Origin of the sequence: Actinomadura sp. GC306 (assembly GCF_004348665.1) — a bacterium.
In the GTDB taxonomy this organism is placed as follows: Bacteria; Actinomycetota; Actinomycetes; order Streptosporangiales; family Streptosporangiaceae; genus Spirillospora.
The window spans coordinates 1-8,264 of sequence record NZ_SMKM01000289.1 but is presented as its reverse complement, the minus strand read 5'-3'; the positions used below and the strand labels follow the sequence as shown (position 1 = coordinate 8,264).

Sequence of the window (8,264 nt, the reverse complement as noted above, 5' to 3'; positions counted from 1 at the left end):
CCCGACCCCTACGCACCCGACTCCTATGCCCCGAACCCGTACGCTCCCGATCCCTATGCCCCCGATCCCTACGGGCAGGGGCCGTACGAGGGCGGCCGTCCGTATGACGACGAGCACCAGGAACCGCCGCACGGCGGACGCCACCGCCGCTGAGGGAAGCCTTCCGAGGGCGCCGCTCCCGCGATAGGGGGCGGCGCCCTCGTTTCACGTCCGCACCGGTCAGGACTGGACAAGGGCCCCGGACCGCCTTATGTTGTTCTCATACAGAGATGAACTCAGCTTGAGAAATACTCAAGGCGAGAGCGACGGGAGAGCGGCGATGACCACGGATCCGAGGCGCGACGAGAGCGAGTTCCTCGCGAACTACGATCCGCGCGACTACGACCCGGTCGCCGTGACCGTCGACGTGGTGGCGCTCACCATCCGCGACGGCGCGCTGCACGTCCTGCTGGTGCGCCGCGGAGGCGCCCCCTACGCGGGGATGTGGGCGCTGCCCGGCGGGTTCGTCCAGGCGGGCGGGCCGCTGCAGGGCACCGAGGCGGAGGACCTGCCCGCCGCGGCCGTCCGGGAGCTGGCCGAGGAGACCGGGCTCAGCGCCAAGGGCGGCGTGCTCGGCCGCGTCCACCTGGAGCAGCTCGGCACGTACGGCTCCCCCGGCCGCGACCCGCGCATGCGCGTCATCTCCGTCGCGTACCTGGCGTTCGCGCCGGAGCTGCCGGACCCCGAGGCGGGCGGCGACGCGGCGGACGCGGCCTGGGTCCCGGTGGACGCGCTCGGGTTGGCCGAGTCCGGCGACCAGCGTCCGGGCACGACCCGCCGCCTGGCGTTCGACCACGCGCGGATCCTCGCGGACGGGCTGGAGCGGGCGCGCGCCAAGCTGGAGTACACCCCGCTCGCCACGGCCTTCTGCGGCGGCGAGTTCACGATCCCCGAGCTGCGCGCGGTCTACGAGGCGGTCTGGGGCGAGGAGCTGCACGCCGGCAACTTCCACCGGAAGGTCCTGTCGGTGCCCGGGTTCGTGGAGAGCACGGGCGCGACGTCCGACCGGGGCGGCCGGCGCGGCGGCCCCAGGCCGCGGCTCTACCGGGCCGGCGACGCCCGTCTCCTGCACCCCGCGCTGCTGCGGCCGAGTCGGGAGGAGGAGATCAGATGAGCGAAGCGAACCGGGGGGTGTGGGGGGTCGACCCCCCACGAAGAACGCCGCTGAGCGAAGCGAACCGGGGGGTGTGGAGGGGCGACCCCCCACGAAGAAGCCCGCTGAGCGGAGCGAGTCTCGACGACGCGCTGGCGCGGCTCGGGCGGGCGCGGGTTCCGGCGGACCTGTTCGGCGAGGACGCCGCCGAGGCGGCGCGGCGGTACCGGCGGCTCGCGCGGCTCGTCCACCCGGACGCGACCGGCGGCCGCACCCGCGACGCGTTCCTCAAGCTGAACGAGCTGTGGCGCGGCTACAACGGCGGCAACGCGACCGTGATCCGGACGCGCCGCCACGCGTACCGGCTCACCGGCGACCCGGTCGGCGGCGACCTGGCGGAGCTCTACCCGGCGCGTCCGGAGGACGGCCCCCCGGTGGTGCTGAAGATGCCGCGCGACCCGGGCGACAGCGACCTCGTCGAGCGCGAGGCCGTGGCGCTCCGCCGGCTCGTGCAGGACGGCGACGGGAGGTTCCTGCCGTACGTCCCGCGGCTGGTCGAGTCGTTCCGGCACCGCGACGGCTCGACCGGGCGGGAACGGCGGGTCAACGCGATCGCGGCGCTGGACGGGTTCCACTCGCTGGCCGCCGTCGCGAAGGCGTACCCCGGCGGCGTCGACCCGCGCGACGCGGCCTGGATGTGGCGGCGGCTGCTCGTCGCCCTGGGCTTCGCGCACCGCGCGGGCGTCCTGCACGGCGCGGTCCTGCCGGACCACGTCATGATCCACCCGGCGGAGCACGGGCTCGTCCTCGTCGACTGGTGCTACTCCGTGCCGGGCGGCCACGCGGCGGCGGGACCGTCCGGCCGCGTGCCGGCGATGGTCGACCGGTACGCGGACCTGTACCCGGCCGAGGTGCCGGGCCGGCGGCCCGCGAGCCCGGCGACCGACATCCACATGGCGACCCGGTGCATCACCGGGCTCATGGGCGACAAGGCGCCCAAGGCGATGCGCTCGTTCGCCCGCGGCTGCACGCTGCCGGCGCAGCACCGGCGCCCCTCCGACGCCTGGCGCCTGCTGGCCGAACTGGACGAGCTGCTGGAGAAGCTCTACGGCCCGCGGCGCTTCCGCCCCTTCCACCTGCCCCTCCCCGACTAAGGAGAACACCATGGGAAGCGGACACTGGTCCACCGACGTCTACGCCGCCCGCGCGAGCTACCGCGCGGCCACCGGCGCCAGCGCGTTCGCCCACTCCGACGGCGGCGCCACCACCGTCCACCCCGATCTCGACCCGCGCGGTGTGGCGGTCCGGGAGAGCCGCGACTCCGCCGACCACCCGGAGTCGCTCGCGATCGGCGTGCTGTTCGACGTGACCGGCTCGATGCGGAACGTGCCGCGGACCCTGCAGACCAAGCTGCCCGACCTGCTGGGGCTGCTGCTGCGCAAGGGGTACGCCGAGCACCCGCACATCATGTTCGGCGCGGTCGGCGACGCGACGTGCGACCGGGCGCCGCTGCAGGTCGGCCAGTTCGAGGCCGACAACCGGATGGACGACGACCTCGGCAAGATCCTCCTCGAAGGCGGGGGCGGCGGCCAGATGACCGAGTCGTACGAGCTGGCGATGTACTTCATGGCCCGGCACACCTCGATCGACTGCTTCGACAGGCGCGGGAAGCGCGGCTACCTGTTCATGATCGGCGACGAGCTGGCCTACCCGGCGGTCAAGCGGCGCGAGGTCGCGAAGGTCATCGGGGACGAGCTCACCGAGGACGTCCCGATCGCCGAGATCGTCCGCGAGCTGCAGCGGATGTACGACGTGTACTTCATCATCCCGGAGGGCGCCTACCACGCCGGCAGCCGCGAGCTGCGGGACTTCTGGCAGGGGCTGCTCGGCCAGAACGTCCTCTACCTGGACGACCTCGACGCGGTCTGCGAGACGATCGCGCTGACGGTCGGGCTCGCCGAGGACGCCATCGACCTGGCGGAGGGCCTGGACCACCTCGCGGAGGCCGGCTCGGACGCGGGCGCGTCGGTGTCGCGGGCGCTCGCGCCGCTGGACGCCTCGCGCGCCCCGGTCGCGGTGTCGGCCACGCCGCCCGGCCTGGACGGCACCGGCCCGGCCGCGACGACGCGGCTCTGAGCCATGGGCCACGTGATCGTCGTCGACCTCGGCTTCGGGGACGCGGGCAAGGGCACGGTCGTCGACCACCTGTGCTCCTCGCCGGCGGGCGCCGCGTCCCCGGCCGGGGCGGTCGTCCGGTTCAACGGCGGCGCGCAGGCCGCGCACAACGTCGTCGCGGCGGACGGGCGGCACCACACGTTCGCGCAGTTCGGGTCGGGGACGTTCACGCCCGGCGTCCGCACGCACCTGTCCCGGTTCATGCTCGTCGACCCGCTCGCCCTCGCCGCCGAGGCCGGGCACCTGCGGGAGCTGGGCGTACCCGACGCGCTGGACCGGCTGACCGTCGACGAGGACGCGCTGCTGACCACGCCGTACCACCGGGCCGCCAACCGGGCGCGGGAGTCGGCGCGCGGCGCGGCCCGGCACGGGTCGTGCGGGATGGGGATCGGCGAGACGGCGTCGTACGCCCTCGGGCACGACGACGCGCCGCGCGCGGGCGACTGCCTGGCGCCCGCGCGGCTGCGGCGGCGGCTGGCCGCGGTGCGCGACTGGTACCGGGCCGCGTTCCCGCGGGGCGAGGCCGTCCCGGACGTCGAGGCGTGCGCGGACGCCTTCACCGCGTTCGCCGAGCGGGTCGCGATCGTCGGCGGCGAGCACCTGCACGGCCTCCTGCGGGCCGGGGACGTGGTGTTCGAGGGCGCGCAGGGCGTCCTGCTGGACGAGTGGCACGGCTTCCACCCGTACACGACCTGGTCGACGACCACGTTCGCGAACGCGGAGACGCTGCTGGCGGAGGCGGGCGAGACCGCGTACCGGCTGGGGGTGCTGCGCACGTACGCGACCCGGCACGGCCCCGGCCCGTTCGTCACCGAGGACCCGGCCCTCACGGCGGACCTGCCCGACCCGCACAACGGCACCGGCCGCTGGCAGGGCGCGTTCCGCGTCGGCCACCTCGACGCGGTCGCGCTGCGGTACGCGCTGGACGTGGCGGGCGGCGCGGACGGCCTGGCGGTCACGCACCTGGACGTCGCGGGGGCGCGTCCCGACCTGCGCGCCTGCCTGGCCTACGAGATGGACGGCGGACGGGTCGAGCGGCTCCCGGCGGGGCCGCCCGACCTGGACCGCCAGGCCGCGCTCACCCGCCGCCTGCTCAAGGCGCGCCCCGTCTACGCGCCGCTCGGCCGTCCGGTGGAGACGATCGAGGAGTTGCTCGGGACCCCGGTCGTGCTGCGGTCCCACGGACCGGCCTCCCGCGACAAAAGCCCCGGCCGGCCGGGACTGCCCATTGACCTCGCCGCCTCCCGGGTCCAAGATCTCGATCAACGTCGCGGATCCCCCGGAGGTGGACCTTGCGTCTCCGCCAGCGCACCCTCTCGGCCTTCGCGGCGCTCGCCGCGGCCGTCGCGCTCCTGACCGTCCCGCCCGCGGCGCCGGCCGCCGCGGGCGACACCGCGCCCGGCTGCGACCCCATCGACCCGGCCGCGTGCCTGCTGCCGTTCCCGAACGACTGGTACACGGTGGCCGACCCGGGCACGCCGACGGGCCGGCGGGTCGACATGCGCACGACGCTGAAGAACGTGCTCGGCATCCCGGTCCGCCCGGACGAGTGGAACCGCGCCGACGGCTTCTCGCCCGGGTCGATGCTGCTCAGCCGCGTCCCCGGCATCGACCTGACCCGCACCGGCGCCGCGCCGATCACCGACATCGGCGCCTCGCTCAGCGACGACGCCCCCATCGTCATCGTGGACACCCAGACCGGAGAGCGCTGGCCGTACTGGGCGGAACTGGACGCCAACGCGCCCGACGACCGCAAGGCGCTGATCGTCCGGCCGGCCAAGAACTTCCGCGAGGGCCACCGGTACGCCGTCGCGCTGCGGAACCTGCGCGACGCGTCCGGGGACCCGATCGCGCCGAACGACGCGTTCGCCAGGATCCTCGGACCGGCGCTGCCGTCCGGCGACCCGCTGCACGCGCGGCAGCGGGCCACCGGGAAGGTCCTCGCCGACCTCGAACGCCACGGGGTGGGCCGCGACGGCCTCTACCTCGCCTGGGACTTCACCGTCGCGAGCCGGCAGAGCCTCACCGGGCCCGTGCTCCACATGCGCGACGAGACGCTCCGCGGGCTCGGCGACCGCTCGCCGTCGTTCCTCGTGACGGAGGTGACCGACGACGTCGACGAGAGGATCGCCCGGGAGGTCAAGGGCATCGTCTGGGCGCCGAGCTACCTCGACCAGTACGGCGGCCTGCCCGGCTCCGCGCTGCACCGGGGACGGGACGGCCGGCCGGCCCGGCTGCCCGGCAACTCCCAGGCCGTCCCGTTCCAGTGCGAGATCCCGAGATCGGCGTTCACCGAACCGGCCCGCCCCGCCCTCTACGGGCACGGGCTGCTCGGCAGCGAGGGCGAGGTCGACGCCGGCAACGTCAAGTCGATGGCCGCCGAGCACGGTTTCGTCTTCTGCGCGACGCGGTGGATCGGGATGTCGGAGGAGGACGTCCCGAACGTCGTCTCGGCGCTCGCCGACCTCACCCGCTTCCGCACGGTCGCGGACCGCACCCAGCAGGGGCTGCTGAACTTCATCGTCCTCGGCCGCGCCATGACCCGCGGCTTCGCCGGGCACAAGGCGTTCCGGAACGGCGCGGGCGCTCCCCTGATCGACACCGGCGCCGAGCTGACGTTCGACGGCAACAGCCAGGGCGGCATCATGGGCGGCGCGCTCACCGCCGTGTCGACCGACATCCGCCGCGCCGTCCTCGGCGTCCCGGCGATGAACTACAGCACCATGCTCAACCGCAGCTCCGACTTCCCCACGTACGGGCGGATCCTCGACCTGTTCTACCCCGACAAGCTGGACCAGCAGATCGGCATCGCGCTGATCCAGATGCTGTGGGACCGCGGGGAGGCCAACGGCTACGCCTGGCACATGACGGACGACCCGCTACCGGGCACGCCCGAGCACCGGGTCCTGATGCACGTCGCGTTCGGCGACCACCAGGTGGCGCCCGTGGCGGCCGAGGTCCAGGCCCGCACGATCGGCGCCCGCGTCCACGCGCCGGCCGTCCGTCCGGGCCGCAAGCCCGACAAGGTCCCCTACTGGGGCATCCCGAAGTTCGGCGCCTCCCACGAGGGCTCCGCGATGATCATCTGGGACAGCGGGTCGCCGCACCCGCCGCTCACCAACACGGCGCCGACGGAGGGCCGCGACCCGCACTCCGACCCGCGCAACAACGCCGACGCCCGCAGGCAGAAGGCGATCTTCCTGAAGACCGGCGTCGTACAGGACGTGTGCGGCGGCGGGCCCTGCGTCATCACGCCCTGACCGGGGCCGGGCCGCGGGTGCGGGTCAGGAGCGCGGGTTCGCGTCCGCGTCCATCCGCGCCCAGCCGGCCTCCCACATGTCGTAGCGGTGCCGGTCGCAGCGGCGGCGGACCAGGAGGTAGGCGGCCAGGACGGGCACGCAGCAGCCGAGCAGCGTCGCGACGCCCGCGTACGCGGCGTCGGTCACCGTGCGGCTGTGCGGGCGCGGCGGGACCGCCGGGTCGCCCTCGGCGTCCACCCAGATCTTCCGCTGCGCGCCGACCGCCGCGTCCTGCCAGCCCGGCAGCGTCCCGGCGCGGAGCTCGCCGCCCGGCCCCGGCCAGGTGGCCTGCACCGTCTCGTGGATGTAGCGGTCGCCCGACGCGCCCCCGCGGGTCGAGGTGACCGTCGCGACGACGCGGCTCCGGTCCGCCCGCTCGGCGGCCTCCGCGCGGACGCCCGACTCGTAGGACCAGGACGCCGCCCAGGCCGCCAGCGGCGGGGCCACGCCCAGCAGGAGCACGAGCAGGCCGAGCGCGATCGCCCGCTGCACACGGTCCACCCTGCGGCGCAGCTCGTTGCGTTCCAGGCCGAGGCGGCGTCGCAGGCCGGCGGGCGGGATGCCGCCGCGGCCTGGCTCGGACCTGCGCATCTGCGTCACCTCCCCGGGGGAGCGCCTTCCCGGCAAGAGGCTTTTCAGCCGTCTTTGCCCAGGATATTCCCGAGTCCTTCGGTCGGCACGTGGCTCGTGGCCGAATCCTTTCCGGGATCGCGCCCGATATGCCCGGATGATGGCCGAATTTCGCTGTCGTTCCCCGGGGTGGCCCGGTCCCGCCCGGACCCGCCGACCGCCAGCGCGAGCAGCGCCCCGAGGACGCACAGCCCCGCCGTGATCCAGAAGATCTCCTGGTATTCGGTGCGCAGCGCGTCCTCCAAGGCCGCGTTGTACACCTTCATCCGCCGCGCGAACTCGTCGTCCGGCATCAGGAAAGGCAACGGCGGCTGCAGATCCGCGGTCAACTGGTGGAAACGGTAGAAACCCCACGCCGACAGCGCCGAGATCCCCAGCAGCATCCCCATCATCCGCGCCACGACCACCGCGGCCGACGCGACACCGTGCCGCGCCGCCGGGACGAACCGCAGCACCGCCGACGACACCGGCGCGATCACCAGGCCGAGCCCCAGCCCCGTGACCACCAGATCCACGTCCATCCGCGGCAGCGGCCCGTACGACGCGGCCGCCAGATCCGCCGGCCACCCCGCGATCAGCAGGTAGCCCGCCGCGGCCACCGCCATCCCGGCCGCCATCGGCCACCGCTCACCGAACCGCCGCGCGGCCAGCCCGCCCGCCACGGCCGCGACCGGCAGCGCCACGAGGAACCGCGTCAGCAGCAGCGCGCCCTCCGTGGTGTCCTTGTCCAAGACGGTCTGCGCCACCAGCACCACGTCCACGAGCGTCACCATCAGCGCCGCACCCGACAGCAGGCTCACGCCCAGCGTCGCCAGCAGCGCGCCCCGCCGCACCCCCGACAGATCCAGCAGCCTCGTCCGCGCCTTGACCTCCCACACCACGAACACGACCAGGACCGCCGCGCCCGCCGCCAGCACCGGCACACCCCACGGCGGCAGCGCCGACTCCTGCGGCTCCGGGTTGTACACGCCGGCCACCAGCAGACCCAGCCCCAGCGCCAGCAGAAGCCCGCCCACCACGTCCACACC

Annotated in this window: 6 protein-coding genes and 1 pseudogene; 5 read left to right on the top strand and 2 right to left on the bottom strand. The window is 74.6% G+C overall.

Annotated features, from left to right (window positions below):
• The first annotated feature begins 319 nt into the window (after nt 1-319).
• From E1200_RS28320 to E1200_RS28300, 5 genes are read left to right on the top strand one after another with little or no spacing between them, the layout of a single operon-like run.
• Complete coding sequence (locus E1200_RS28320) at nt 320-1,153, top strand: NUDIX hydrolase (RefSeq protein WP_131955139.1); 834 nt, start codon at nt 320-322, stop codon at nt 1,151-1,153.
• Nucleotides 1,150-2,286, top strand: a complete 1,137-nt coding sequence (locus E1200_RS28315) for a molecular chaperone DnaJ (protein ID WP_243708883.1) — start codon at nt 1,150-1,152, stop codon at nt 2,284-2,286. Before E1200_RS28320 ends, E1200_RS28315 begins: the two co-directional genes overlap by 4 nt.
• A 10-nt stretch (nt 2,287-2,296) precedes the next feature.
• Nucleotides 2,297-3,268, top strand: a complete 972-nt coding sequence (locus tag E1200_RS28310; RefSeq protein ID WP_131955138.1) for a hypothetical protein — start codon at nt 2,297-2,299, stop codon at nt 3,266-3,268.
• A gap of 3 nt (nt 3,269-3,271) precedes the next feature.
• Nucleotides 3,272-4,663 (top strand): adenylosuccinate synthetase, encoded by a 1,392-nt coding sequence (locus tag E1200_RS28305; RefSeq protein ID WP_131955137.1) that lies wholly within the window; start codon nt 3,272-3,274, stop codon nt 4,661-4,663.
• On the top strand, nt 4,600-6,567 hold the full coding sequence (locus E1200_RS28300) for a hypothetical protein (RefSeq protein ID WP_131955136.1): 1,968 nt from the start codon (nt 4,600-4,602) through the stop codon (nt 6,565-6,567). Before E1200_RS28305 ends, E1200_RS28300 begins: the two co-directional genes overlap by 64 nt.
• A 24-nt stretch (nt 6,568-6,591) precedes the next feature.
• Here E1200_RS28300 and E1200_RS28295 read toward each other — a convergent pair whose 3' ends face one another.
• A complete protein-coding gene (locus E1200_RS28295) occupies nt 6,592-7,197 on the bottom strand; it encodes a hypothetical protein (RefSeq protein ID WP_131955135.1) in 606 nt (201 codons plus the stop codon).
• A 44-nt stretch (nt 7,198-7,241) separates the two neighbouring features.
• Nucleotides 7,242-8,264: pseudogene (locus tag E1200_RS28290) on the bottom strand (MFS transporter); the annotation flags it as partial.

Bases quoted from the DNA above. Each gene is read 5' to 3' on its own strand.
- E1200_RS28315 (WP_243708883.1), top strand. From the start codon at position 1,150: ATGAGCGAAGCGAACCGGGGGGTGTGGGGGGTCGACCCCCCACGAAGA.
- E1200_RS28310 (WP_131955138.1), top strand. From the start codon at position 2,297: ATGGGAAGCGGACACTGGTCCACCGACGTCTACGCCGCCCGCGCGAGC.
- E1200_RS28305 (WP_131955137.1), top strand. From the start codon at position 3,272: ATGGGCCACGTGATCGTCGTCGACCTCGGCTTCGGGGACGCGGGCAAG.
- E1200_RS28295 (WP_131955135.1), bottom strand. From the start codon at position 7,197: ATGCGCAGGTCCGAGCCAGGCCGCGGCGGCATCCCGCCCGCCGGCCTG.
- E1200_RS28320 (WP_131955139.1), top strand. From the start codon at position 320: ATGACCACGGATCCGAGGCGCGACGAGAGCGAGTTCCTCGCGAACTAC.